Below are 23,318 nucleotides of genomic sequence, written 5' to 3' on the forward strand. Positions count from 1 at the left end.
ACGGCATCCGAGTTACTAGCAGGGGGCGCCGGGCGGCGTGTAGTACGGGACGCCTTCGACTGTGTAGCAAGGGACTTCGCCTGTCACGTACGGCTCGTGGGCCGCCGCGATGGCGGTGCCGACGGCGACGTCACCGGCGATGTTGGTGCAGCCGCCGGCGGAGAAGTGACGGCCGCCGGCAGAGGCGCAGACGTCGGCGCCGGCCGTGGGTGCGGCCAGCAGCGGGGTGACCGCCAGGGCAGCGCCCATCAGGGGGATGGATACCAGCGCGGTCAAACGGGTGGTCATGGTGTTCCTTCGGGGGTCAGGGGAGTTTGGTGACTGCCGGGGGCTTCCAGGTGCCGTCGATGATCGACGGCGGGGTCTCGGTCGGCCAGTACAGGCGCAGCATGAGGTTGAACGCCCCGGTCGGTGCCGGCAGCCAGTTCGCCTGCTTCTGCGGACCCGGATTGTCGTGTTGCAGAAAGAGATCGACTGAACCGTCCGGGTTGCGGGTCAGATTGTCACGCTGGCTCAGCGTGTAGCGGTTCAGTGGGTTGCCGACGAAGAAGTAGCCCTCGTCGTACATGGTCAGCGACCAGAAGCCCTTCGCCGGCGGCAGTTGGTCCTTGGCGAAATGCACCACGTACTTGTTGGCGCCGTTGTACGGCTGCCCGTCGGCGTCGGCCTTCGACGTGGGGTAGACGGCGTCCTGGGGCCGGTTGGCGCCCAGCCCGATTGCCGTGACCAGGGCCCGCTGCAGATAGTCGGTGCCGTATTGCCCGGTCTTGGTGGTGAACTGCCAGCCGTTGACGGTGTCGAGCGCGCTGTAGTGGTCCATGATCTTGGCGACGCCGACCTTGGGTATCGGCTGCAGGGCGGCGGCGACATCGGGGCCGAGCTTGCCGATGTCGAACTTCTCGCCGGGCACGATGCCGAGTTTGGCCATCTTCTCGATGATCGGCTTGTCGGCCTCGGCCGGCGGGTTGTCCTTCAGCAGTCCGGCCAACATGGTGAAGTAGGCCTCGGTGCCGAGATTCTCGACCTGGTCGCGCACGGGGGTCTTCATGTCGATGCTGGGATCGACCTTGCCGGCCGGCGGGGTGTATGGCTTGCCGTAAGAGCTGAGGGGCACAAGGGAAATCTGGTCCTGCAGCGCGTGCACAGCGGCGTAGTCCGCAGGCGTGCCGTCACAGTAGATGCGGCCGAGCAGCCACACCATCGCGGTCGGCGACTTGTATTCGGTGACGCCAGGCGGCAGCGTCCCCTTCCAGTTCGGCCCGGTGATGGCATAGGTCTGCGGACCGGTTCCGGTGGTGCGCTTGCCTGGCACCTGGAACACGTCGGTCCAGCCCGACAGCATGGGGAACAGGTAGTAGCGATCGTGGGCATCCGGCAGCGTCAGCACCACCGGTTCGGTTGTGACATCGACGAATCCGTTGGTGTACAGGGTGTCGGCGTTGGGGGCGGTGACGTCGCGGAACTGCGCGTCGGGGTACTGGCGCATCCGCATCAGCTGACCCATCGGGGCGCGCGGCTGGTCGACCTGGGCGACGTTGGTCATGACGCGCCGCGTCATCTCCATGGTCATCAGCGGGTAGCCGTACACGTAGGCATCGGTCGCGATGGACTTGGCGTCGTCGGCAGATAGCCTCTCGGGTTTGCTGGATGTGGAGCATCCCGATGCGGTGGCCATGACGGTGGCCGTGGCCAGAGCGGTCAGGGCAGTGGCCCACCGACGATATCTACCCACCATGGGGGCGGTACTCCGTTCGTGTTGTCGCGGCCTGCGCGGGGCTGGTATCGCCGACGCGACAAGGCCGCATCGAATCCCCCGGGGCATTTACTGTGCAGCACGGTACCCTCATGTGTCTTGACATTTCACGACCGATTTTTGACATTTGGAGACATGGCGGTCATTCGAGGGACGGCGCTGACGAACTTCGATGAGCTCGTTGCTGAACTCGGCGGCGACCATCGTGCCTTCCTCGACGCCGCACACATCCCGGCCGACGATGTCGGCCGTCACGACCGGTTCATCTCGTTGCCCAACGGAGCACGATTGCTCGAAGCCGCCGCGGCTGCCCTCGACACTCCCGATTTCGGGCGACGCCTGGCGCTACGCCAGGACATCGACATCTTGGGTCCGGTCGGTTTGGCGGCCCGGAACGCCACCACGGTTGCCGATGCGTTCGTCGTCTTCGACAAGTTCATGGCGGCGTACAGCCCGGCGATCAGTGCCCGCGTGACGGTCCCGATCGCCGCCGATCTGCGCCGCTTCGAATTCGAGTACCAATTGGATCCGGCGCCGCCGCAGGCGCAGGCGATCGAGTTGTCGCTCGGTGTCACGCTGCAGGTGCTGCGGTTGTTCCTCGGTGCCGACTACCGTCCGCTCATGGTGCACCTGCCGCACGCGGCACGCACTCCGGCCGATGACTACCAGCTGTACTTCGGCTGTCCGCCCGTCTTCGGCGAACCCGTCGCCGGCTTCACTCTCCGCGCCGCCGATCTGCAGCGGCCACTGCCCACCGACCACATCGCGCACCAAACCGCGGTTGCTCACCTGACCCATACCATCGGTGAATCCGGGCCCGATACAACACAATTGGTACGCAGCTTGGTCCGTCAGCTGCTGCCCGCCGGAGCGGTCGGGCTGTCCGACATCGCGCGTCACATCGGGCTGCATCCGAAAGCGTTGCAGCGCCGACTCTCGGCCGAGGACACCACGTTCGCCGAACTTGCGGACCAGACTCGTCGGGACGTCGCACAGCGACTGCTCCTCGATACCGATCTGCCCCTGGAACAACTGTGCCGGCAGCTCGGCTACGCCGAACAGAGCGTCCTCACGCGGTCCTGCAAACGGTGGTTCGATGCCACGCCCACGGCGTACCGGAACGCGCGGCGGTGACGGTTCAGCTCAGCCGCGTCCAGAGGCAGTAACCGGAGAACTCGACCGAGGATGCCGTGGGCGAGACGTCGAAGTGCAGTGTCTGGTCCGGTGCCCCGTCGGTGACCACGGGCGCGCCGACCACACCGGCGCTGATCACCGCGCGCTGCTCGACGCGGCATTGTTTCCCGCTGCCGAGTGGGGTGCCACTCCACTTGCCGGACATCAGGTTCGGATTACGCATGCCCTGGCCGCGCAGGGCGATCACCGGTCCGGTGCTCCACCAACGGTCGCTGGGTTCCGCAGGTAGCGCGACGGCCTGCCAACGCCCTTCGTGGCACTGCAGCGGGGTGTTGGCCCCCGCCGCGGGCGACGGTGTCGTCGGCATGGTGGTGGCTTCGTCGGCGGTCGGCGGGCACAGCTGATCCTGTTGGGGCGCAATGGGATCGGCCGCGCACAGCGGTGCCGCCGCGGTCGCCAGGGCGACGGCGGCTGCGATCAGAGCGGTCGCGCGGATCACGGCTACAGCTTCGTGAGATCGGTCTTCATCAGCATGACGTCGTACTCGCTCCACAACGACAGGTTCCAGTACAGATCGGTACCCGTGCCCAGGGTCGACGGCGACCACGGCTGCATCATGGGCGCGTAGATGCCACCATTCTGTTGCGGCATCAGCACCGTGGCCGCGGACCACGTGCCCTGCGGCGTATCGGCAGTGCGCAGCACGACGTTGTTGAACTGGTCGGCGTAGAGCGTCACGTACTTGCCCAGCGTCGGGTTGTACTGCACCGACATCTCGCTGACGTGGTTGCCGGCCTTGGCGATACCGCATGCGCCGGTGTCCTGGCCGAACACCACGCCGGCCTTCGCGGGGTCCTTGTACCAGCCCTGTTTGATCGCACCGATGCCGAACCAGCCGCCGGCACTGCCCTTGTTGTAGTACTCGTACTTGGACGCGTCGAGGATGTCCGCCTCGGCCACCCGCGAGATGTAGGCAGCTCCGCCGCGCCCGTTCGGGGTGCCGTACGAGTAGACGTAGCCGTCCCCCGGACGCACCAGGGCCGCCTGCTGGAAATTGGCGTTGCCGCCCCAGTTCTGGCGAACGCTCTGCGGTGCGATGGTCCAGTTCTCGCCGTTATCGGTCGAGTACGCCATCGCCGAATAGTTCGTCGTCCAGCTGCCGGGCGCACCCCACTGCTTGACGGACATGAAACTCAGGTACTGGGTGGCGCCGAACTGAGTGCCCGGCGTCGGCACCGAGATGCCCGACGTCGGGATCAGCGTCACTCCGGACGGCAGGCCCGCGGGGAGTTTGGCGGGCAGGATGATCTGGCGTGCCGTCGTCGGCGACGACAGCGGGGTACCACCGAACATGTTGCCGTTGAGCCACTGGCCGGCCGGGATCGAAATGCCGTCCGCGAGATTGGCATCCGAGGAGCGGAACAGGATGTTGTTCAGCCAGTTTCCGGTCATGTTGGGGCCGCTGAAGGTGTCTCCAAAAGCCATCAGCACCTGGTGCTCGTTGATCGGGGTGCTGGGGTCGTCGGCAATTCCGTTGTCCCACACGGTGCCGACATCGGTGCCCCAGACGCCGAACCGGTTGTAGGTGTCGTTGGGGGCGAAGTTGCCCGTCACCCAGTCGACGAAACTTGTTGACGGACTGAGCTGTTGACCTGGTGTGGGCCAGGCCGGCCGGGGGTTCATGACCGCGGTGAGCGCGGCCATCGGATTGCTCAGCACCTGGCCGGTGGTGGTGAGTGCGCTGACGACGTTCTGTGGCTTGATGGCCGTCAGGAGGTTGTCGATCTCTTTGCGAGCGAAGGCCAGCACGGTCCACGCCAGCGTCGGCTGGGCGGGGCTGCCTGCCGGGTTGAACGCCCAATTCAGGGCGCCGGAAACGGCTTTCATCACGGCCGCCACCGGATTCAGCGCCTTGGCGGCGGGTGCGGTGACGTTCGAGGTGAGCAGGTGCGTCGTCGCGGCGACGGGCGTCGGCGACGCAGTGACCACGCTCGTGGTGACCTTCATGGCCGTCGGTGCGACAGCGGCCACGCTGACCGGCTTGGGCGCGGTGGTCTGCTGGCCGGCGGCGGCCGGCTTGGCGGGCGTCAGCCGTGGCGGTTTCGGGGTCTTCGGAACCGCGGCGGTCGATGCGACGTCGTTGGCGGTCGTGCTCTTCGACGGATTCCCCCGCCCGCGGTTCTTGGTCAGCGGCTTGTCCGGCTTGGTCTCGGACTTGGTCTCGGACTTGGGGTCCGTCTTGGGATCAGCCGACGTGTCGTCCGTGGTTCCGGTGGACGGCGTCTCGGTCTTGTCCCCGTCCTTCGTGGGCTTGGGCTTGCCGCGACGAGGTTTGGTGGGGTTGCCCGAAGTGGCAGAGACCCCGGCATTTTCGCCCGAGGAAGCTGCTGGACCGGCCGGCGCTCCGGCGTCGGTCTGGTCGGCCCAGGCGGCCCCCTGACCGGATGCGATCGCGGTCCCGATGCCGAGCGCGACGGCGAGTCTCCCGACGCGGCCGACGTATCTTGCGGCGCTCATCGTGTCTCCCTGTTGTTCCAGCTAATTAACCTATGGAACAACATCGGCTCGCGTCGCGGGAGACTTTCGACGGGTTGATTCCGTCTCGATACCGTCAGCGGAGCAGGCCGGCTTCCCGCAGTGCGTCCTCGTACAGTTCGATGGCGTGGTCGATGCCCCGATCGACCCAACTGTCGACGAAGGCCACCCGGTCGGCGATCAGCTGGATACCGGTGGCCCAGCGCTCGAAATCGCCGGTGCGGCGCAGAATATCGATCTGGACGCGGGTGCCCTTGAGGTGGATGAACCCGCCCAATTCCGTGGTCTGCGGGCGCAGCACCGTGACGTCGAAACCGTCGATCCGGCCGTCGTCGACGAGGGCCTGCAGGTAGCCGCGGGCATTGCGCAGGGCCTCGAGCGCCTGGCGCTCACGGCCCTGGGTGGGCAGCCCCCAGGCGATCCAGATTCCGGTTTCGGACATGGCGCTTTACGCTACGCGCGCGCCGAGCAGTCGGCGGGGAAGTCGCGGGCGGCGCATGGTGCGCGCCACCCATTCGCCGAGCGTCACCCCGGCGGCCAGGGTGCAGCCGACCATGACGGCCGTGAAGAGGTTGGAGATGGCTGCCAATGTCTGGCCGGCCATGATCTCGGACAGCCCGCGATAGACCGCGAGACCGGGCACGAGCGGCGTGATGCCGGCGACGGAGACGATGATCGGCGGGACCACGGCGCGCCGGGCCAGCAAGCCACCGGCCAGGCCGACGACCGTGGCGGCGACCGCGGAGGCCACGATCGGGCCCAGCCCCGCGTTCAGGATCGACCCGACCAGTCCCGCCCCGACGGCGCCCGAGGCGAACGAGGTGGCAAGTGCCTTCAACGAGGCATAGCTGGCGAGCGCGAAGGCCGCTGACGCCAGGCCGCCGGTGAGCACCATGATCGGCAGTGGCGCGTAGGGGAGCACCTCCTGCTGCATCGGCGGGAGGCCGGCGCCGAGAGCGGAGGTGAGCCGGAGCGCGATGCCCACACCGCCGACCAGGCCCGCGGTGAAGACCATCACCTCGATGAACCGTCCGGCCGCGGTGACCGGTGCACCCGTGATGGCGTCCTGCACCGAACCGACGAGCGACAGCCCCGCCATGAGCACGATGATGCCCGACACGATGATGCGGTACGGCGCGACGATGGCACTGTGCTCGATGGCGAGTTTGTAGATGAACGCGGCCGGGACCGTCGCCATGAAACCGCCCATCACCTGCTGGAAGAAGTACGGCAGGCCGAGCTTGCCGAGGGCGACGTTGGTTCCGTAGATCGCGGCGGTGGTGACGAACGAGACGACGGCGAGCGTCGGGCTGCCGCCGAGCATGAGCGTCACCGCGGCGGCCATCAGCGCCCACCCGGACAGCGCCACCTTGCGCGAATACGGATGATCCGCGGCGACGATGTGGTCGAGTGCCGCGCGGGCGGGCTTGAGGCCGAGATGTCCGCGGCCGATCCGCCGCAGCAGCGTGTCGACCTGTTCCAGGCGCGTGTAATCCAGTGATCGGTACTTCACCGTGCGCATGTAGTTGGTGGGCGGCAGGCCCGGACCGCGCCGGGCCGAGACGTGGATGGCGTTGTAGGTGACGTCGACGGCGCAGTCGGCCAGGCCATAGGTGGCGGCGACGAACGCGATCTGCTTACTGGTGTCGATGGCGCCGGTGCCCGAATCCAGCAGCACCTCGCCGACGTTCATCGCCAGCTCGACGACCTCGGTGACGGCGTGTTCGTCGCTCACGTCGATGGGTTGCAATGGCGTGATGACGGGCAAGCCCGCGGTATCGGCGGTGGACGGCCGGTCACCGAGAAGTCGCCGCCGGGCGGTGGCGACGCGATCACGCAATGTCACATCAGAATCGTAGGTCCCGAGGGTGGCGCCTCATCGCCCCTCCGTGTGCGTTTGCCCCGGTCGAAGGAGCGTTGTCCTTTGCTGTGGGCCAGATCACCGGCGGGCGGCGTTCGGTTGGGTGGCGATTCACCGACTACACCTTGCACAAGCTCGTCGTCGCGGACGGGCCGGGGATCTGTTGTGCACGGGGAGAATCGGGCGTGGGGGATGTACTGCCGGAGCGCCGGCTGTGGCGGCGGGCTGCCCGCTGGTGGCCGGTGCTGGTGGCGTTGGTGGCCACGATCGCGCTCGCGATCGGTGGTCAGCATTGGTTTGCCAGTTCGGCCCGTTCAAAGCCTGAAGGCGAGCCGGCCGAGTCGCCGGCGCAGCGATTCGCCGATGCCGCGATGGCCGCATTCGCCGGATCGACCACGATCGCGGTCCCGGCCCTGACGCCCGACCAGCGGGCTGCGGGACTGCCTGCCGAGCCGGTGGCCGGCCTGAGCGCGACGACATCGGCCGGGCCGCTACAGCTGGTCCTTCCCGCCGGCCTGGATACCGCCCAACGCACCAGGAGTGGATCGGTGGTCTACCCCGAGCATGGCGCTGGGGTTGATTTCCTGGCCGAGAACACCGGCACTGGGACGCGTGCCGTGGCCCGCATCGACAGCCCGACCGGCGTGCGGATGGTCACCACGTTCGTGCGCACACCCGCCGACACCGTCCTGCTGGCCCACCCCGGTGGATTTCTGACCATCAACCGGGCCACTCCGACCGCGGAACCCGTCGGCGTGTTCAGTCCGGCCGAAACCCGTGACACCGCAGGCAAACTCGTACCTTCGTCGTACGTGGCTCGCCGGCTCCGCCCCGGTCTGTATCAACTCTCCGAGGTCATCGACCCGCGACCGGACACCGTGTGGCCGGTGTTCGGAGTCCAAGCAGTGAACCCGCTCGGCACGACCAACCCGGCGGCGACCGCGGTCGTCGTCGCCGGGGCGGCGGTTACGGTGACCGGTGCCGGCGGGCCGGCCGGTACTGCCGCGATCACCGCGGCAGTGGCCAATCTCGGTGCCGCCGGCCGACAGCTCGCCGCAGAAGCCATGCCCGACAACCAAACTCTCGGCGTTGTCTCAACGGTCGCCGACACGGCCACCATGCGCACCCCTGGTGGCGCCGCCAAGAAGGTTGCCGAAGAAGGCGCCGACATCGTCGCCAAACAGGTGGTCACGTACACGGGCGACGTCGTCGACGCCGCCACGGTCGTCCCCGACCCGGCACAGCTACGCGACCTAGGATGAGTTCAGCTCGGGGCGAGGGGGACGAACGTGACGGATGATCCGGTGATCGCGCAGTTGGTGCGAGCGGTCGAGCAGAGTCCGGACTCACTGGCCCTGCGCCTGCACCTGGCCGGACTGCTGGCCGAACGGGGCCGGCACGCCGAGGCGTTGGCGCACTGCGGTGCGGTGCTGGCCGCAGACCCGACCGACACCACGGCGCAGGGGTTGTTGCAGCAATGCACCGCGGCACTGGCCGCGCCTACGCCTACACCCACGCAAGTGCCTGAACCTGGAGCACCGCAATCGAAGTCATCGTTCGACTGGGACGCGGCCGAAGACCAGGTGTCCGACATCGTCAAGCCCGCGTTTGTCGATGAACCCGCCCAGGCGGTGAGCGAGGACGACTTCGAGGCGGTCACCCGTAGCGACGTGCGACTGGCGGACATCGGCGGTATGGAGGCCGTCAAGAAGCAACTGGAGCTCTCCCTGCTGGGACCGCTGCGCAACCCGGAGCTGATGAAGGCCTACAAGATGTCGGCTCGCGGCGGTCTGCTGCTCTACGGGCCGCCCGGGTGTGGGAAGTCGTTCATCGCCAAGGCGGTGTCGGGCGAGTTGGGTGCGAACTTCTATCAGGTCGGCATCGCGGACGTGTTGCACCGGTGGTTCGGTGAGAGCGAACGCAGCATCCGCGCGGTCTTCGACACCGCGCGGCGTAACGCGCCGTGTGTGCTGTTCTTCGACGAAGTTGACGCGCTGGGCCACCGCCGATCCGCGTTGAGCGGTACCTCCGGTATCCGGACCATCGTCAATACCCTTCTGGAGGAACTGGATTCAGCCTCGGCCAGCAACGACGGCGTGTACATCCTGGGCGCCACAAACGCGCCGTGGGATGTCGATGCCGCGCTGCGTCGACCGGGCCGGTTCGACCGGATGGTCTTCGTCGGGTTGCCCGACACCGAGGCGCGGGCCAGTATCGGGCGGTTGCATCTGCAGGATCGTCCGATCGAGGGGATCGACCTGTCCGCGCTGGCGGCCCGGACTGCGGGTTTCTCCGGCGCGGATCTGGCCCATGTCTGCGACACCGCAACGCAATTGGCGATGGCGGACTCGCTGCACAGCGGCCAGGTGCGGCCGGTGCGGATGTCCGATGTGGAGGCGGCGCTGCGCCAGGTCCGCCCGTCGACCGGCCCGTGGTTCGATACGGCCCGCAACGTCGTTGAATTCGGCAATCGGGACGGCACCTACGACGAGCTGGCGAAGTACCTGCGGCGCAACAAAATTCGGTGACAGCCGACAGTGTCGATGCCGCGCTGCAGCAGGCGCGGGTGTACCTCGACGTGGACAACCACCAGCGCGCCCGCGAGGTGCTGGCCGGTGCGCTTTCGATGGCGCCCGATGATCCGGTGCTGCTCATCCTCGATGCGCAGGCCGCGGTCGGGCTCGACGACTACATCGGTGCCGAGCGCCGGCTCTATGCCGCACTGAAAACGGCCCCCGACAACGAACACGCGATTCGCTTGTACGCCTTGGCGCTTCGTGGGCAGGGGCGGCTGCACGAGGCGAAGTGGATGGCCTGGCGCGCGGTCTGCGGCAACCCGAACGAGTATCGAACCCACTTGGTGTATGCCCAAATCCTTTCGGATGAAGGCTGGTTCGATGCCGCGCTGGCCGAGGTCACCGAAGCGATCCGCCTCGAGCCGTCAGATCCTGATTTGTTTGTCCTGCGGGGGAACATCTTTCGGAAGATGTCTCGAACCGCCGAGTCGGATACGGAATATACTGCCGCGCTCCGGCTGCAACCCGATCACGCGATAGCGACCCACAACCTGGCGGTCAACCGGATGACGCGGGGACGGCTGTTGGGCGCGCTGCGGGGCTTCCACGGCGCCGGCACGCTCGACCCCGCCCTCGGCGGTCTGGCACGGCGCAACATCGCACTCGCCATGGCCCGGTGGCTGCGGTGGTGCACTGCCGGAGTGCTGTTCCTGCTGTGGCTGCTGCTGGTCACCGCAGCCCCGGGCAACACGCTGGGGATGGGACCGCGGCTCGGGATCGCCGCGGCGACCATCGGTCTGGGCGCCGCGCTGGCAAAGCTGGTGGTCACCGTCGGGCGCCGGACCTTGGCTTCGGCCCTGAAAACCCGGCCACTGCTCGCGGTTCGTCTTGTGGTCGTTGTCGTCGCAGTGGTCCTGGGCGCTCTCACAGCCGTGAGCCCCCGGCAGCTGGAAGTGGTGCAGATCGGCGCTCCGATGCTGCTCATCGTCAGCCTCGTGCTGGCTTGGGTAGGCCGCTTCACACGACAGTAGGCAGTGCGGGGCTAGTACGACTGCCCATTGGCGTATCGCTCGCGACGGAAGTGGCGACCGTTGCCGCGGTTGCGACTCTTGTACGTCGGCAGCTGTGAGTCACAGTTCGGACAGATCAGCCGCAGGTTCTCCCGGCGGTTGTTCGTCGGGTTGCCGTCGATGTGGTCGAGTACCAACGCGAGCGGCAGGTCGTGCCAGGTCGTGTCGGCACCGCAGATTGCACAGCAATCAGATTGAGCGCCGAGAAGATACTCCCGGATGTAATGGCCTTGGTGGCTGTCGATTCGTCCGATACCCGTTTCGAGCCACTGTTTAGTGCGCGTATCGCGGCGTGCTGAAGCTTGACACGCGTTACCGCAATAGCTCTTCTGGCTGCGTTTCACCAGCGGACTGCCACAACCAAGGCACGACCTCATGAGGCGACGTTACGACGAGCCACCGACAATTGGTCGCTACCTATGTGGAGCCCCCCGTCGGGATTGAACCGACGACATCCGCTTTACAAGAGCGGTGCTCTACCACTGAGCTAGGGAGGCATGCGGTTCGAGAATGGTCGAACCGCCCCGAATCCTAACCCGTCAAGGTCACTCGCCGGATCCCGGCTGTTCCTGGCCGTTCTCGTCGATGACCTGCCGTGCCGCGGCCGCCCGGGCTGCGCGCTTGCCGCGCTGGCGGCTCAGCGGGATGCGACCGGCGATGTTGCTCAGCGGATTCACCGCGTCGTTGAGGACGAGCACCGCGTCGTACAGCTTGTCGACGGTCGGGGCGAGCCCGGCGAGCACGGGCGCCAGTTGGTTGAGGTTGTCGACGACTTCGTTCAACTTCATCAGGGCGCCGTCGGGTGCGGTGAGGACGTCGATCGCGCCGCCCTCATCGAGCAGCCGTTCGGCGATACCGCCCTCGCTGAGCAGCCGGTCCACCAGGCCGCCGTCAGAGAGCATCTTGTCGACCGGCCCGCCATCGCCGAGGAGGCGGTCGGCGATGCCGTCGGCGCGCAGCACCCGGTCGACCACCCCGTTGTCGGCCAACAGCCGGTCGGCGATACCACCTTCGCCGACCAGTCGATCGGCGATGCCTTCCGGGCGAAGGACCCGGTCCACCAGGCCACCGTCGGCGAGCATCTGTTCCACGACACCGCCTTCGGCCAGTCCGCGGTCGGCCACCCCGCCCGGGGCGAGGACCCGGTCAAGGATGCCGTCGGCGGACAGCACGCGGTCGACGACACCGCCGTCGGCGAGGACGCGGTCGGCGGGGCCGCCCGGTTCGAGCAGTCGGTCCACGATGCCGCCCGAACTCAGCAGCCGGTCCACCACTCCGCCGTCGGCGAGGACACGGTCGGCCGGTCCGCCCTCGGCGATCAGGCGGGCGGCGATGCCGTCCTCGCTGAGTACCCGGTCGACGACACCGTCCGGGGCGAGCACCTGTTCGGCGAAGCCACCTGGGGCGAGGACTCGGGACAACGCGCCGTCGTCGGATGTCAATTGGTCCAGCAGGCCGCCGTCGAGCGTCAGTTGGTCGATGATGCCGCCGGGTGCCAGTGCCCGCGTCACGGCGCCGCCCTCGGCGGTCAGGCGGTCGAGGAGGCCGCCGTCCTGGCTGATCTGATCGACCAGGCCGCCCGGGCGGAGCAACCGATCGAGTACGCCGCCCGGCGCCAGCGCCCGGCCCAGCGGAGCGTCGTCGTCGACCAGTCGGGTGAGACGGCCGGCCCGGCTGAGCGTGTCATCGAGGCCGAGCATGGACATGACGGGCGAACCCACGCTGGTGTCGCCGAGTGCGTGTTGCACGCTCGACAGCGTGCCGCTGGCGATTTCGAGACCGGCGCTGGCGATCTTGAGCGGCGTCGAGGCCAGGTCTGACAGGGCTTTACCCAAATCCATCGGCCAAGTGTATGGCGCGGATCACATTTGATGTCGCTGAGGTAGGTACCGGCGGTCCGGCTATCTGCTGAATGACTCACAGTATCTTCACAGCTACCGAGCAGGGAGGATTTAAGGCCTGCGAGGACCATGGCTGCATGGCTATGGCTGCAGTTCCTGAGGCGACGCCCGAAGCTCGGATTCTCGTCGTCGACGATGAGACCAACATCGTCGAGCTGCTGTCGGTCAGTCTGAAGTTCCAGGGCTTCGAGGTGCATTCCGCCTCCAATGGCCCTGCCGCGCTCGACAAGGCCCGCGAGGTCAAGCCCGATGCCGTGATCCTCGACGTGATGATGCCCGGTATGGACGGGTTCGGCGTGCTGCGCCGGATGCGGGCCGACGGTATCGATGCGCCCGCGCTGTTCCTCACCGCCCGCGACAGCCTGCAGGACAAGGTGGCCGGCCTGACGCTCGGCGGCGACGACTACGTCACCAAGCCGTTCAGCCTCGAAGAGGTCGTGGCGCGGCTGCGAGTGATCCTGCGCCGCACCGGCCGTGGCGTCGAAGAGCCCCGTAGCGCGCGGCTGACGTTCGCCGACATCGAGCTCGACGAGGACACCCACGAGGTGTGGAAGGCCGGCGAACCGGTGTCGCTGTCGCCCACCGAGTTCACGCTGCTGCGCTACTTCATCATCAACGCGGGCACTGTCCTGTCGAAGCCGAAGATCCTCGACCACGTGTGGCGCTACGACTTCGGCGGTGACGTGAACGTCGTCGAGTCGTACGTGTCGTACCTGCGTCGCAAGATCGACACGGGTGAGAAGCGCCTGCTGCACACGTTGCGGGGAGTCGGTTACGTGCTCCGCGAGCCGCGGTGATGAGCGCTTGCGCGAAGAACAGACGGCGCTGATGAGCGCTTGCGCGAAGAACAGACCGCGCTGAGGGATTTCTGGCGAGACATCGCCAACAATGGAGTGATGACACGCCGGCTGGGTGAGCGAAGCGACGGGACAAGTCGCGGCGCACGCGGTATCCCACTGCGAGTGGGGCTGGTCGCCGCGACGGTGCTGCTGGCGGCCTGCGGTCTGCTGGCCTCCGGCGTCGCCGTCACGTCGATCATGCAGCACAGCCTGATCAACCGCGTCGACGAGACGCTGCTCGACGCCTCGCGGAGCTGGGCGCAGGAACCGCGGCGCATCCCGGCCACCCCGATCGAAGGGCCGAACCCGGCGCGGCCGCCGTCGAACTTCTACGTCCGTGGCATCGATCCCGACGGCCGGGTGTGGATCGCCGTCAACGACAACGACGCACAGCCCGCCCTGCCGGACACTAATGACGTCGGTCCGGTGCCGACGACGGTCGGCTCGATCCACCACTCCGACGTGAAGTGGCGGGCCATGACGGTGCGCGGCCCGGACGGGGAATTGACGACGGTCGCGATCGACCTGTCCGACGTGGCGTCGACGGTGCGCGCGCTGGCGTGGTCGCAGGTCGGCATCGGTGCCGCGGTGCTGCTGATCCTGGGCATCGCCGGTTATGTCGCGGTGCACCGCAGCCTCCGGCCGCTGGACGAGGTGGAGCGCACGGCGGCCGACATTGCTTCGGGACAGCTCGACCGTCGTGTTCCCGAGCGAGACTCACGCACCGAGGTCGGCCGATTGTCGTTGGCGCTCAACGGCATGCTGGCGCAGATTCAGAACGCCGTCGCCTCGTCGGAGCAGTCGGCGGAGACGGCGCGGACCTCCGAGGACCGGATGCGCCGCTTCATCACCGACGCCAGCCACGAGCTGCGGACGCCGCTGACCACCATCCGCGGATTCGCCGAGCTGTACCGGCAGGGCGCCGCCAGTGACGTCGAGATGCTGATGAGCCGCATCGAGAGCGAGGCCCGGCGGATGGGCCTGCTGGTCGAGGATCTGCTGCTGCTGGCGCGCCTGGACCAACAGCGGCCGCTGGAGCAGCGGCCCGTCGACCTGCTGATCCTGGCCACCGACGCCGTGCACGACGCGCGCTCGATCGCACCGCAGCGGGCGGTGTCGCTGGAACTACTGGACGGGCCGGGCACCCCGGAAGTGCTGGGCGACGAGCCTCGGCTGCGGCAGGTGCTCGGCAACTTGGTGATGAACGCGGTGCAGCACACCCCGGAGTCCGGCGGCATCACGGTGCGCGTCGGCACGGCCGGCGGCGACGCGGTGCTGGAGGTCTGCGATCAGGGACCGGGCCTGACGGCCGAGGACGCCCACCGCATCTTCGAGCGCTTCTACCGCACCGATTCGTCGCGTACGCGGACCAGCGGCGGCACGGGCCTCGGCCTGTCGATCGTCGACTCGCTGGTGCGGGCGCACGGCGGCGTGGTCACGGTCACCACCGCGCCGGGGCACGGGTGCCGATTCACGGTGCGTCTGCCGCGTATCGGCGGCGCCGCAGGGTCAACCGAGGGCAGCGATGATCTTGGCCTGAGCCTCGTCGAGTGATTCCGGCGACGGGTTGCGGTCGACGTTGGCGAACCCGAAGTCGGACAGGTTGCGGGCCGGGAACACGTGCACGTGCAGGTGCGGCACCTCGAGCCCGGCGATGATCACGCCGGCGCGCTCGGCGTCGAAGGCTTGGCACACCGCGCGGCCGATCTTCTGCGACACCGCCATGACCTTGTTGAACAGCTCGGGATCCAGGTCCTGCCAGTTGTCCACCTCGGCCCGGGGCACCACCAGCGTGTGGCCCTGCGTCATGGGCTCGATGGTGAGGAACGCGACGACGTCGTCGTCCTCGTAGACGAATCGGCCCGGAATGTCGCGGTTGATGATCATGGTGAACACGGACGGCATGAGCCCCAGCCTATTGCTCGACGCGGGTGCCCGATAGCCAGGGATCGATGTCCGTGCCGGCTGGGCTGGCGAACGGGCTGTCGCCGATGGTCTCGTAGTCCTGCTGAAAAGCGTCCGCGGTCAAGTGTTTTCGCGGATTCCGGCCCGTTCCGATGAAGCCTGCCAGCTCGAAGTCCAAGGCGCCGGACAGGGATCGGTTACTGCCGAAGTAGACGGCGCGTTTGACGGCCGCGATGGCGTAGGGGGAGCGCCGGGACAGTCGCTGCGCGGTGGCCCGGACGTCGTCGAGCAACCCGTCGGCGGGGGCGAGCCGGTGCACGACGCCGGCGTCGAAGGCCTCGCGCGCCGTCAGGGGGCGGCCTTCCAGCATGTGCTCCAGCGCGGCGGACATCCCGAGCATGGCCGGAAGTCGTTGGCTCCCACCGCCTCCCGGCACCAGCCCGGCGAGAATCTCGATCAGGCCGATGCGGACCTGGTCGGCGTCGGCCGCGATGCGCAGGTCGCAGAACAGCGCGAGCTCGAACCCGCCACCGAGCGCCGCGCCGTTGATCGCGGCGAGGTAGACGACGCCCGACCGGTTCATCCGGGTGATGGTGCGTTTGAGGATGGTGCTGTAGACGATGCCGGTGCCCCAGTCGCCGCCGCGGGTCTCGGTGGCCTTGAGCAGCGCAGGCACGCGCATGGCGGCGTTGTTGAGCTTGATGGACCAGGTCACGGCGCGCGACGGCAGTGGCGGTGTCGCCATCTGGAAGAAAAGCTGCACCTGTTCGGGTTCGGAGTGCGAGATGAATTTGTCGCCGGTGCCGGTCAGGATGACCGCGCCGACCGACGCATCTTGATCCGCGGCGCGCGTCAGCCGGTCCATGTCCTTGACCAGGCGCAGGGACAGGAAGTGGTTCGGCGGGTCATCGAACCGCGCGGTGAGGACGCGGCCGTCCTGGTGCAGCGTCAGGGTTTCCAGGTTCAGCTCGGCAGTGCGAACCGGGGCTCGTCGTGGCACGGTGTCGTCCTAGGAGTTCACGGTCTGGACCAGGGCAGGAATGGGCCCGTCCGGCACGATGGTGAGCGGCGCGGTGATGGGGAACGTCGACTCGCGTGAGGTCAGCCGGCAGTGCCGGACGATCGAGGCGAGCTCCAGGGTCGCCGCGGTGAGGGCGAAGAACTCGCCGATGCAGGAGCGCGGCCCACCGCCGAACGGCAGGAACTGCCACTGCATCCGCGAGCGGCCCGCGCTGAACCGGTCGGGATCGAATTCCAGTGGGCGGTCCCACAACTCCGGGTCGCGGTGCATGGCGTAGACCCCGACCAGGAGCATGCTCCCGGCCTCGACCCGGAATCCGTCGACGGCCATGTCCTGCCGGGCAATACGCATCACCCCGGGCGTCGGGCCGCCGAGGCGCAGGGCCTCCTGGATGACGCTCACGGTGTAGGGCAGGTGGCTGCGCGGATTGGTCCGCAGCACGGTCTCGTCGACCGCGGACACCTCGGCGGCGACCCGATCGAAGATCTCGGGATGACGGCCCAGCGCCCACAGCGCGTAGGCGAGTGTCGTCGCGGTGGTCTCCAGTCCGGAGGCCAGGAAGATGACGAGCTCGTGGCAGATTTCCTCGTCCGTCAACGGTTCTGCCGTCTCCGGGTCCCGGGCCGCCATCATGGCGCGGACCAGCGGAGCGCTGAGCTCCGGGTCGGTGCGACAGTCCTGCAGGATCTGTGCGGCGAGGTCGTGTGCCACCTTGTTGAACTTGACCGCGAAGCGTCGCTCCTTGGTCGGCACCCAGCTGGGCAGCTTCACCGGGGCGCGGCCACGGTCCGCGATGTACTTGCTGATCCGGCGCAGCGGGTCGACCAATTCATCTGTGTACGAACCAGGTTCGAATCCCATGATGGTGCGGCCGAGCACCCGCATGGTGATCCGCCGGCTCTCCTGGTCGAGGTCGATCTCGGATCCGTCCCGCCAGGAGGTCGCGGCGTCGGTGGCGATGTCGTACATCTGCTCGTTGAGTTCGGCGATGCGCGCGGTGGTGAACACCGGCTGCAGCATGCGGCGCCGCCCGACCCATTCCTTGTGGCTGAAGTTCAGCAGCGATCCGCCGTTGAGCTTCTGCTGTTCGGTCATGAACGGGAAGTCGCGGTCGACGGCAGGGAAGGTCGCGGTCAGGACGTCACGCGCACCCTGCGGCGAGGTCACGGCGATGATCGGCGGCATTATCCACTTCGGCGCGATCCGCACGGTCGTGACGGGACCGCCGGCGTCGCGGAAGGTCTCACATCCGCTGTGCGCCAACTGGATTGCCGCGATGCGCTCGCGCAGACCCAAGGGCACGTCGGGGGCCGGCGGCAGCCGGCCGACATCCGGTGCGTCGGTTGACACTGTCGGCTCCTGTCGTCAGATGCCGTACCGGACACCGGTGTGGTGTTCGGCGGCAACCCAATTCGCGGTCATCAGGGCTTGGTCGGTGGCCGCGCGGCCGGCCTTCGCCGGCGCAGGCAGGCCGCGCATCCCGAAGAAGCGGTCGGGCCCGTAGTAGCCGCCGCCGATGACGTCGTCCGCCGCTGCGGCGTAGGCGATCGACAAGGCGGCGACATCTGCCGGCTGGCCGATGGCCCGGCACGAGGCGCGCCAGGAGACGTCGCCCCACTTGCGGCCCGAGTGCATGCCCGCGTCGGTATCGGCCCAACCGGGTTGCGCGGATACCGATTTCAGCGTGCTGCCGGCAGCCGACAGGCGGCGCTGCAGTTCGTTCGCGAACAACAGGTTGGCGAGCTTGGCCTGGCAGTACCCGTCGAACGCGGAGTACCTCCGGGTGCGCCAGCCGGGATCGGCGGGGGCGAGCTTGCCGAAGCCCGGCCGGCCGACGAATTCGTGCGCGCGGCTGGTGACCACCACGACCCGATCGGTGATCCGGTCCAGGAGCTGGCCGACCAACGCGAAATGTCCGAGATGGTTGATGCCGGTGTGCAATTCGAAACCGTCGGCGGTCAGGCCGTAGGGCACGTGGCATACCCCGGCGAGCGCGATCACAGTGTCGACGGGGCCGCAGGCGGCCGCCGCGGACTTCACGGAGTCCAGGTTCGCCAGGTCGAGGTTCAGGGTCTGTGCGGCGGGACCGATTTCGCCGGCCAGTGCCTCGGCCTGTTCGCGGCGACGGCAGGCCAGGATCACCTGGGCGCCGGCGCCCGCCAGGTGCCGCGCCGTGGCGGTGCCGAGGCCACCGTTGGCGCCCGTGATCAGGACGGTCCGGCCGGTCTGGTCAGGAATTCGCGCGCCGAGCCAGTCCCTGGCGACCTTGGTGGCAGGGGCGCTGATCGACCGCGCCATCTAGCCGCGGGCCCACTTGGGCTGGATGAAGACGCCTTCGGCCTCGATGGTGACGCCCTGGTCATCGGCGATGTGGGCGACTCCGTAGGCCTTGAAGCCCTCCGTGCGCACGATGCGCGCCTCGGCCCGTAGCTTGCCCAGCGGGGTGGGGCGAACGTACTTCACGTTGATGGTGCCGGTGAAGCGGGTGGTGCCGTCGTTCGACGCCACCTCACCCAGCACGTGGTCGAGGATCATGGCGCAGACCCCGCCGTGAGCGTGGTTGGGCGGGCCCTCGTAGGCGGCACCGAGGGAGAACTCGGACCAGACATAGTCCGTCGCCTCGAGGACGACGGTCAGAGGCGGCGCGACCGGATTACGCAGGCCCACAACGGCATTGGTCCACGGCAGCCACTCGCCTTCGGTAGTGAAGCGCAGGCCCCACGTCTTTTCCAGTTGCTTGGAGCGCAAACGTGCAGTGGCCGAATCGATTTCGGCTTTCGCGGCCGCGACGGTGTCGGGATCGGCGTCGCTTCGGGCCGTCGCGTCCATGAGCTCGCGGACCGACTGGGTCAGCGGCTCGAATACGGAACGGAGGTGTTCGGCTTCCTCGGGGCTGAGGGTATCGGTGCTGAAGTCGAGCATGTCGCTACTAGAACATGTTCTACCGGATGCTGTCGAGCCCACAGTTTGCTGTGATGGCGCCTGACGGTTTGCCAGAGTGGTCGGTCTCGCGGCGCTGACCGTTCGGTCTGCGGGCCGTTGCGCCGCTTGGGTCAGCCTCCTTCCTGACGCCGTTTTCGGTTGTGCGACAACGTGGTTCCGGATGTGACGACGGTTACATCGACTCTGGTCGCGCACAAATATTGAAACAGGTTCTAACTAGTTCGCTAAATTCATAATTAACGCTCCTGACGTGGATATTTACGCGAAAGGAATATAGACCGCGTCTGAATTGCGTGCTACAAACTATTGCCGTTAGTAGCTGAAAACAGCACAACGAAGAACAGCCATGCCGTAATGTCCGCGCGCACACGACAGTTCTGAACAGTCCGCGGTTTACGCGGCGCGGCGAGCGGACGTCGTTGCCGAGGAGGGCAAGAACCTTGACCAATCCCGTAGTCGTTGCGTATGCGCGGACCCCGTTCACGCGTTCGCTGGTAGGTGGACTGGCCAACGTTTCCGAGTTCGACCTCGCGAGCACCGTGATCCGCGAGGTGATTCACCGCGCCGGTGTGGACCCCGAGCTGATCGACAACATCGTGCTCGGTGAGGTGCTGCAGGGCGGCGGCTGCATCGCCCGGTACTCGGCCCTGGACATGGGGCTGCCGGTGGATACGCCGGCGGTGGCGGTCGGCGGCTGGTGTGCGTCCGGAATGATGGCGATGCATCAGGCCGTGGCGACCATCAAGGCAGGCATGGGCAAGTGCGTCATCGCCGGTGGTCTCAACACGCCCTCGGCGTCGCCGCTCGCCGGTCCGCATTTCGCGGCCACCGGCATCACCGACACCCAGATCGCCCCGATGCACCCCGGCATCGGCGAGATGCCCGCGCTCGACCTGGCCCGCACCCTCGGCGAAGGCACCGCGCGGCAGTACGGCCTGACCCGCGAAGAGGTCGATGAGTGGTCGGCCCGCGCGCACACCCTGGCCTCGGACGCCATCGACGGCGGCGTCCTCGATGCGGAGAAGGTCGCCGTAAAAGTCGACGGTGCAGAGGTTTTCGCCGACGAACTACCGTGCCGCGAGTTCAACATGACCAACCTGTCGGCGCTGACGTCGTTCCTCGGTGCGGACTGCACGGTGACGCCGGGCAACCAGACGGGCCTGACCGACGGCGCCGCCGCCATGATGATCTGCGACCCGGACTTCGCGGCCGCCCATGGCCTCACGCCGCTGGCCGAGATCGTCGGCTGGTCGGTCGTCGGCTCGGAGCCCGAGCGCGCCACCGACGCTGCCATCACCGCCACTCGGCGGGCACTCGATGGCGCCGGCATCAGCACCGAGGCCGTCGATCTGTACGACGTCCACGACTCCTACGCTTCCATCGGCATCGCCTATGAGCGCTCGCTGAACATCGGCCGCGACCGGCTCAACGTGCACGGCGGCGGTCTGGCGCTCGGCCACCCCTACGGCGCCTCAGGTACCCGCGTGGCCGGCACCTTGATCAATGAACTGCGGCGACGCGGCGGTGGCATCGGCGCTGGTGCGATCGTCAGCGCAGGTGGTCTGGGCGCCGCCGTCGTGCTCAACGTCTTCCCGCCGGCAGCGTGACGCGACGATGCTCGAACTGATCTCGCGCGTGGTGATCGCCGCGCCCAAACGGACTCTCGTCGCCACCGTCATGCTGATGTCGGTCTTCGGGATACTTTCCGCGCCCATCGGCGACATGCTCGGGGCCGGCGGATTCACCGACCCCGATGCCCAGTCGAACCGCGCCAACAAGGTGCTCACCGAAGAGTTCCACCGCGGGTTCGTGAACCTGAATCTGTTGGTGCAGGCCGACGACTCGGGGGTGCCGGTGACCGCCCCTCCTCTGCGGGCCCAGGTGGACCGGTTGGTCACCGAGCTGCGCGGCACCGAGCACGTCGCCCGGGTGCTGTCGCCGTTCGAGGCACCCGATCCGGTCGCGGCCGGGCTGGTGAGCAAGGACGGTCGCTCGGCCCTGGTCATCGCCTTCCTGGACGGCAACGAGACCACGGGCATCGCCTCGTCCACCGCCCTGGTGGAACGCTATGTCGGACACCGGGATCCGGGGCTGACCATCTCCGCAGGCGGTCCCGGCGCCGTCTACTCCGCGGTCAACGAGCAGAGCCGGCACGACCTGACCCTCAGCGAGGCCATCGTGCTGCCGTTGACGTTCCTGGTCCTGGTGTGGGTGTTCGGCGGCGTGGTCGCGGCACTGGTGCCGCTGGCCGTCGGGGCCTTCGCAATCTCGGGATCGGTTGCGATCCTTCGGGTTCTGGCCGAGTTCGTCGACGTCTCGGTGTTCGCGCTCAACCTCGCGGTGGCGCTGGGGCTGGCCCTGGCCATCGACTACTCACTGCTGCTCGTGAGCCGATACCGCGAGGAGGTCGGTGACGGCTCCCATGCCGACGAGGCGTTGCGACGCACCATGCGCACCGCCGGTCGCACTGTCGTGTTCTCGGCGGCGACTGTCGCGCTGTGCCTGGCGACCCTGGCGGTCTTCCCGATGTACTTCCTGCGCTCGTTCGCGTACGGCGCGGTGTCGGTGGTGGCCATGGCCGCGCTCGCGGCGCTGGTCATCACACCGGCCGCCATCCGCGTCGCGGGCAAGCGGATCGGCAAGCCGGGCCGGCGTGGCCCGCTGACCGAATCACGTTGGTACTCCTGGACGCACGCGGTGATGCGTCGCCCCAAGATCGCCGCCGCCGTCACTCTCATTCCGCTCGTCGTCGTCGGACTGCCGTTCCTGAACATCAAATTCGGCTTCCCCGACGACCGCATCCTGCCGACCACGTCGTCGGCCCGACAGGTGGGTGACCGCATCCGCAGTGACTTCACGCAGGACGCCGGCCTGCCGGTGCACATAGTCCTGTTGCACGGCAACGGCGCGCGCGACAATGCCGCGATCGATACCTACGCCGCCGAGCTGTCCAAGGTGCCGACCGTGGTCGCGGCGGCCGGACCGGGTGCCACGTACGCCGGTGGGCGTGCGGTCGGACCCGCGGGCCACGAGGCGGGCACCGGCACCGACGCCAGCTTCCTGACAGTGACAACCACGACGCTGCCGTTCAGCGCGGCGTCCGACGAAGCCCTGGACCGGTTGCATGCCGTACCCCCGCCGGCCGGCATGACGCCCCTGTTCACCGGAGCCGCGCAGTCCAACCGCGACGGCGTCGAGGCCATCGCCACCCGGGTGCCCACCATGCTCGGGCTGATCGCCATGGTGATGTTCGTCCTGCTGTTCCTGCTGAGCGGCAGCGTGATCATCCCGCTGAAGGCGCTGGTGCTCAATGCCTTGTCACTCACCGCGACGTTCGGCGCGCTGGTGTGGATCTTCCAGGAGGGGCACCTCGGCGGCCTGGGGACGACGGTCGTGGGCACGTTGGTGTCGACCATGCCGGTGCTGATGTTCTGCGTCGCGTTCGGACTGTCGATGGATTATGAGGTGTTCATCATCGCCCGCATCCGCGAATTCTGGCTGGCCTCAGATCGTTCCGATGCGGCCGGTCGCGAATCGGTGGCCCTGGGCCTGGCGGGCACCGGCCGGATCGTCACCGCCGCGGCGCTCGTCATGGCGATCACCTTCGCCGGACTGGTGGCCTCACAGGTGTCGTTCCTGCGCATCTTCGGCTTCGGGCTGGCGGTCGCGATCCTGGTGGACGCCATCGTGATCCGGACCGTGCTGTTGCCGGCCGTCATGGTGCTGCTAGGTAAGGCGAACTGGTGGGCACCCGCGCCGCTGGCCCGGCTGCACGCCCGCATCGGCCTGAATGAGGGTGCACCGCCTACCAATTCGTCAGTCCCAGCGGAAGTCGGGTAA

General features: G+C 67.8%; 21 protein-coding genes and 1 tRNA gene. 8 read left to right on the forward strand and 14 right to left on the reverse strand.

Going from position 1 to position 23,318, the window contains the following annotated elements:
• Window positions 1-15 precede the first annotated feature (15 nt).
• Both ACWW1C_RS02475 and ACWW1C_RS02480 read right to left on the reverse strand, forming a co-directional pair.
• A complete protein-coding gene (locus tag ACWW1C_RS02475) occupies window positions 16-288 on the reverse strand; it encodes a hypothetical protein (RefSeq protein ID WP_455981964.1) in 273 nt (90 codons plus the stop codon).
• A 16-nt stretch (window positions 289-304) separates the two neighbouring features.
• Complete coding sequence (locus tag ACWW1C_RS02480; protein ID WP_455984116.1) at window positions 305-1,675, reverse strand: DUF1254 domain-containing protein; 1,371 nt, start codon at window positions 1,673-1,675, stop codon at window positions 305-307.
• Between the two features lie 213 nt (window positions 1,676-1,888).
• Between ACWW1C_RS02480 and ACWW1C_RS02485 the strand changes: the two genes are divergently transcribed.
• Complete coding sequence (locus tag ACWW1C_RS02485) at window positions 1,889-2,887, forward strand: AraC family transcriptional regulator (RefSeq protein ID WP_455981965.1); 999 nt, start codon at window positions 1,889-1,891, stop codon at window positions 2,885-2,887.
• 4 nt (window positions 2,888-2,891) lie between these two features.
• Here the strand turns inward: ACWW1C_RS02485 and ACWW1C_RS02490 are convergent, their stop codons facing one another.
• From ACWW1C_RS02490 to ACWW1C_RS02505, 4 genes are all read right to left on the reverse strand, one after another.
• The gene (locus tag ACWW1C_RS02490; RefSeq protein WP_455981966.1) at window positions 2,892-3,386 is read right to left on the reverse strand and encodes a hypothetical protein; all 495 of its coding nucleotides are present in this window, start codon (window positions 3,384-3,386) and stop codon (window positions 2,892-2,894) included.
• A gap of 2 nt (window positions 3,387-3,388) precedes the next feature.
• Complete coding sequence (locus ACWW1C_RS02495; protein WP_455981967.1) at window positions 3,389-5,404, reverse strand: DUF4185 domain-containing protein; 2,016 nt, start codon at window positions 5,402-5,404, stop codon at window positions 3,389-3,391.
• A 94-nt stretch (window positions 5,405-5,498) separates the two neighbouring features.
• Window positions 5,499-5,864 carry a hypothetical protein gene (locus ACWW1C_RS02500; RefSeq protein ID WP_455981968.1) on the reverse strand — a complete coding sequence of 122 codons (366 nt, stop codon included), beginning with the start codon at window positions 5,862-5,864 and terminating at the stop codon, window positions 5,499-5,501.
• Between the two features lie 6 nt (window positions 5,865-5,870).
• Window positions 5,871-7,268: a threonine/serine ThrE exporter family protein gene (locus ACWW1C_RS02505; protein WP_455981969.1), complete on the reverse strand. Its 1,398-nt coding sequence runs from the start codon at window positions 7,266-7,268 to the stop codon at window positions 5,871-5,873.
• A 200-nt stretch (window positions 7,269-7,468) separates the two neighbouring features.
• Here ACWW1C_RS02505 and ACWW1C_RS02510 point away from each other — a divergent pair, with 200 nt between their 5' ends.
• From ACWW1C_RS02510 to ACWW1C_RS02520, 3 genes are read left to right on the forward strand one after another with little or no spacing between them, the layout of a single operon-like run.
• On the forward strand, window positions 7,469-8,545 hold the full coding sequence (locus ACWW1C_RS02510) for a hypothetical protein (protein WP_455981970.1): 1,077 nt from the start codon (window positions 7,469-7,471) through the stop codon (window positions 8,543-8,545).
• A 27-nt stretch (window positions 8,546-8,572) separates the two neighbouring features.
• Window positions 8,573-9,811: an AAA family ATPase gene (locus ACWW1C_RS02515; protein WP_455981971.1), complete on the forward strand. Its 1,239-nt coding sequence runs from the start codon at window positions 8,573-8,575 to the stop codon at window positions 9,809-9,811.
• Window positions 9,808-10,830: a tetratricopeptide repeat protein gene (locus ACWW1C_RS02520; RefSeq protein ID WP_455981972.1), complete on the forward strand. Its 1,023-nt coding sequence runs from the start codon at window positions 9,808-9,810 to the stop codon at window positions 10,828-10,830. Before ACWW1C_RS02515 ends, ACWW1C_RS02520 begins: the two co-directional genes overlap by 4 nt.
• A gap of 11 nt (window positions 10,831-10,841) precedes the next feature.
• Here ACWW1C_RS02520 and ACWW1C_RS02525 read toward each other — a convergent pair whose 3' ends face one another.
• The 3 genes from ACWW1C_RS02525 to ACWW1C_RS02535 form a co-directional block, all read right to left on the reverse strand.
• On the reverse strand, window positions 10,842-11,246 hold the full coding sequence (locus tag ACWW1C_RS02525; protein ID WP_455981973.1) for an HNH endonuclease: 405 nt from the start codon (window positions 11,244-11,246) through the stop codon (window positions 10,842-10,844).
• Between the two features lie 45 nt (window positions 11,247-11,291).
• Window positions 11,292-11,366, reverse strand: a tRNA-Thr gene (locus ACWW1C_RS02530).
• Between the two features lie 48 nt (window positions 11,367-11,414).
• Complete coding sequence (locus ACWW1C_RS02535; RefSeq protein WP_455981974.1) at window positions 11,415-12,710, reverse strand: hypothetical protein; 1,296 nt, start codon at window positions 12,708-12,710, stop codon at window positions 11,415-11,417.
• 137 nt (window positions 12,711-12,847) lie between these two features.
• Between ACWW1C_RS02535 and ACWW1C_RS02540 the strand changes: the two genes are divergently transcribed.
• The gene (locus ACWW1C_RS02540) at window positions 12,848-13,567 is read left to right on the forward strand and encodes a response regulator transcription factor (protein WP_020098732.1); all 720 of its coding nucleotides are present in this window, start codon (window positions 12,848-12,850) and stop codon (window positions 13,565-13,567) included.
• 99 nt (window positions 13,568-13,666) lie between these two features.
• Window positions 13,667-15,163 carry a sensor histidine kinase gene (locus tag ACWW1C_RS02545; RefSeq protein ID WP_455981975.1) on the forward strand — a complete coding sequence of 499 codons (1,497 nt, stop codon included), beginning with the start codon at window positions 13,667-13,669 and terminating at the stop codon, window positions 15,161-15,163.
• Here the strand turns inward: ACWW1C_RS02545 and ACWW1C_RS02550 are convergent.
• The 5 genes from ACWW1C_RS02550 to ACWW1C_RS02570 are packed head-to-tail and all read right to left on the reverse strand — an operon-like array spanning window position 15,119 to window position 19,457.
• Window positions 15,119-15,514: an HIT family protein gene (locus tag ACWW1C_RS02550; RefSeq protein WP_455981976.1), complete on the reverse strand. Its 396-nt coding sequence runs from the start codon at window positions 15,512-15,514 to the stop codon at window positions 15,119-15,121. The two genes, ACWW1C_RS02545 and ACWW1C_RS02550, sit on opposite strands and share 45 nt — an antisense overlap.
• 10 nt (window positions 15,515-15,524) lie before the next feature.
• Window positions 15,525-16,514, reverse strand: a complete 990-nt coding sequence (locus ACWW1C_RS02555; protein ID WP_455981977.1) for an enoyl-CoA hydratase/isomerase family protein — start codon at window positions 16,512-16,514, stop codon at window positions 15,525-15,527.
• Window positions 16,515-16,523: 9 nt separating this feature from the next.
• On the reverse strand, window positions 16,524-17,885 hold the full coding sequence (locus tag ACWW1C_RS02560; protein ID WP_455981978.1) for a cytochrome P450: 1,362 nt from the start codon (window positions 17,883-17,885) through the stop codon (window positions 16,524-16,526).
• 15 nt (window positions 17,886-17,900) lie between these two features.
• The gene (locus tag ACWW1C_RS02565) at window positions 17,901-18,833 is read right to left on the reverse strand and encodes an SDR family NAD(P)-dependent oxidoreductase (protein WP_455981979.1); all 933 of its coding nucleotides are present in this window, start codon (window positions 18,831-18,833) and stop codon (window positions 17,901-17,903) included.
• Complete coding sequence (locus ACWW1C_RS02570) at window positions 18,834-19,457, reverse strand: PaaI family thioesterase (protein WP_455981980.1); 624 nt, start codon at window positions 19,455-19,457, stop codon at window positions 18,834-18,836.
• 461 nt (window positions 19,458-19,918) lie between these two features.
• Here ACWW1C_RS02570 and ACWW1C_RS02575 point away from each other — a divergent pair, with 461 nt between their 5' ends.
• Window positions 19,919-21,085 carry a thiolase family protein gene (locus ACWW1C_RS02575; RefSeq protein WP_455981981.1) on the forward strand — a complete coding sequence of 389 codons (1,167 nt, stop codon included), beginning with the start codon at window positions 19,919-19,921 and terminating at the stop codon, window positions 21,083-21,085.
• 7 nt (window positions 21,086-21,092) lie between these two features.
• Complete coding sequence (locus ACWW1C_RS02580) at window positions 21,093-23,318, forward strand: MMPL family transporter (RefSeq protein WP_455981982.1); 2,226 nt, start codon at window positions 21,093-21,095, stop codon at window positions 23,316-23,318.

The sequence above is a fragment of the Mycobacterium sp. HM-7 genome, assembly GCF_053852335.1.